Source organism: Sporosalibacterium faouarense, assembly GCF_016765695.1.
Classification (GTDB): domain Bacteria; phylum Bacillota; class Clostridia; order Tissierellales; family VENL01; genus Sporosalibacterium; species Sporosalibacterium faouarense.
Genome location: NZ_JAETGO010000096.1, coordinates 1 through 2,885, shown reverse-complemented (window position 1 = coordinate 2,885; position 2,885 = coordinate 1). Strand labels below are relative to the sequence as shown.

The following is a 2,885-nucleotide window of genomic DNA, read 5'->3' as shown; positions in this document are numbered from 1 at the left end:
ACATAGAATTTACAGACAGTCCACAGGGAACGTGTGGACCGTCGCAATATTCTAGAAACGTTAGGCGAAATAATAATTTATTAAGCAACTGAGAGGTGAATTAATTGAAGTTTAAGAAATTAGAAATTGGTGATGGATTAAAGAGCAAAGATAAAATATATAGATATATAAGTTTAAGTCAATTTATGTCTTTAGTTGAAAAAAACAGGACATATCTTACGAGGCTTATATCTTGGGAAGATACATGGGAAGTACCAAGTATTAATATACCAGTGAAAAAGAGTAATGGGGAAGTTGAATTTCCTATATACTCTGGAAGTTCAGAACTGTTTGGACAGTGTTGGACGCTAAAGGAAGAGTCCGATGCAATGTGGAGAATATATTCACCCTCGAAAAATGGTATTAAGATAGGTACTTCCATTGAAAAACTAGAGCATATTCAGGGATTACAACATTCGGCAATTAATAAAGTGTATTACTATAATGATTTAATGGATGGACTCAATAATAGAGAAAAATTTAAGAAGATGTCTCATATGTTTGCTGATGGATTAATAAAAAGAGATGCATTTGAGCATGAAAATGAAGTTAGGTTAATAACACGTAATGATGAAAGGTTTATTGGAGATAAAGTTAGCAAAGGGAATTATATTGAGTTTCCTATAGATGTAGTAAGATTTATTGAAGATATAGTTGTAGACCCGAGAGCTCAAGATCATTATTTTAGTACAATTCAATATTATTGTAAGAGAGCAGGACTCACAATAAAACCAACTAAGTCTGAGTTATATGACGATAGAATATATGAGAAAACTAGGATAATTCAAGAATGGAAAGCTGTAGAATAGTAAAAAGATTTTAAATACAAATGTGTTGGGGTTTACTTCGCCTAACAAAATATTTGCGTAAAGGGTTACTAGGGTAACTTTTTCGGGATTATACACCCACACCTTCTCACTGGGAACGAAGTTCCACCAAGAAGTATTCCTTTGGAGTCCAGTTCGAAGGTGTCGCAAACACGGAGACGTTATAAGACATTTGAGGGTTAGGCATTTTACTAGTTATATAGAAAATAAAATTGTTAAGTCATGGATTAGGATTGAATAAATAATCTTCATATCCCTACATAGATTTAGATCATTGATGAGTAATTCTTAGAAAGACAGAAGTTTAGCCATTTGTATTGGTATCATCACATAGTTAATTGACTTGTTTATTAGTTTGGTAATTCTTCTTGGCGCGGATTGGCTAAACTAGTTCAATAGATGTACTTGGTTAAAAGGTTATTACTCATCAATAATCAATGGTTAGTGGTTATTTAATCATTGTGATAGTCTTGGCTCGTTGATTAAACTAGTTTTGTAAATTGATATGAAGATTCTTTAGAAAATTGTAATCATATAACAATATGGGGGTATTCAGCTCTAACTCTCAATAGTGTAATTTTTAAAGGGATAGAAGGTTTTGTAATTCTCCTTGTATTGGAGAAGCTAATAGTTTCTTCAGCGGAAGTGTTGTTATATGATACCATGACTTCTTAAGATAGGTATAATTAGTAAAATAGTTCATAGATTCACCGTAGTCCAAACATCTTATAACAAGGTGTTTGCGCAAGGATACACCAGTGATTGGATTTAAAGCATTGTGTATCATACCTTCTCACTGGGAACGAAGTTCCACTTAAGGGCATTCCTTTAGGGTCCAGTTCGAAGGGATCGCAAACACCGAGACGTTATAGGAAATAGTGATTTCTGTGCTGTTCTTTGTAGTTCTTTCTATGAAAATAATCTAAAAGTAATGGCGAAAATAGGAAGTGCTTAGAAGAGTAATTCTCATGAAGTTCAGAAAAAAGGTTATTTAGTTTTATACCTTATAATCGTGACGCTATATAGTAAAGTTGATGCATCCTATTAAGATGAATAGTATATTAGTATTTTTATTGGAGCAATATTATCTGCATTTATATTATGATCAATTATTAATTTTCTTTTCAAAAGAGATAGGTTGATTACTATATGTTATTTATAGTCACAATGGTAAAATAATATAAAATAAAGGAATAAATCTACGATATGGAGGAAATAGAAAATGAGAATATGTACTCAGTGCCAAAGTGAGGTGATTGAGGGATTTGATGTGAAGGTTGAAAGCGTAGGGCACGGTATTAAAATTGCATCAGGTACGGGTGTTTTTGCCAACAGAATGGAAAAGCCTAAGGTAGCTATTTGTCCTAATTTGGTGAAATATCATTATACATTGAAAATTTAGGTAAAATTTCTAGAACTAATAACAATTGAGTATTTTATAGGATATATATAAGATGAATGATGAAATTGACCTATCATATCTATTTTTAACATTGTAATTGCAGAATTCTGGATATTATAAAAAGGTGGGATTTTTTGAAAATCTTAAATAAACTAAAATATATATTTCTTATAGTGGCATTTATAAATTTGGGCGTAAACTTATATTTATTTAAAATTAATAGCTCTAATAGTACTCTTAATTTCACATTTTGGACATTAATTTTCGCATATTTTTCTTTAGTAACTTATTGTAATTTTATGTTAAAAAATAAAGGTGAAGATTAAATATAAATAGTAGTATGAGGACTATGAGAGATAACTAATCTGACACTTGTTTTTTCATCTTCAAGTTGACTATTAGTTTTTATCTCTAAAAAAGCTATAGTATCAACACTATTCTTAAGTATAACTTATTTAGTGTATACAGGGGGATAGGTACAAATGATGTCGCTACTTCCTATAACAAGGTGTTTGCGCAAGGGCGCTCGAAGAGATGGGAATTAGTGATGGCGAGCACCACACCTTCTCACTGGGAACGAAGTTCCACCAAGAAGTATTCCTATAGGGTCCAGTTCG

At 31.6% G+C, this 2,885-nt stretch carries 2 protein-coding genes; both read left to right on the top strand.

Going from position 1 to position 2,885, the window contains the following annotated elements; genetic code table 11:
• Positions 1-104 precede the first annotated feature (104 nt).
• Positions 105-848 (top strand): DUF2971 domain-containing protein, encoded by a 744-nt coding sequence (locus JMO20_RS18980; protein WP_202711329.1) that lies wholly within the window; start codon positions 105-107, stop codon positions 846-848.
• Positions 849-2,088: 1,240 nt separating this feature from the next.
• A complete protein-coding gene (locus JMO20_RS18975; protein ID WP_243414877.1) occupies positions 2,089-2,268 on the top strand; it encodes a nucleic acid-binding protein in 180 nt (59 codons plus the stop codon).
• The last annotated feature ends 617 nt before the right edge of the window (positions 2,269-2,885 follow it).

Excerpts from the sequence above, each read along its gene's own strand:
- JMO20_RS18975 (WP_243414877.1), top strand. The coding sequence starts at position 2,089 with ATGAGAATATGTACTCAGTGCCAAAGTGAGGTGATTGAGGGATTTGAT.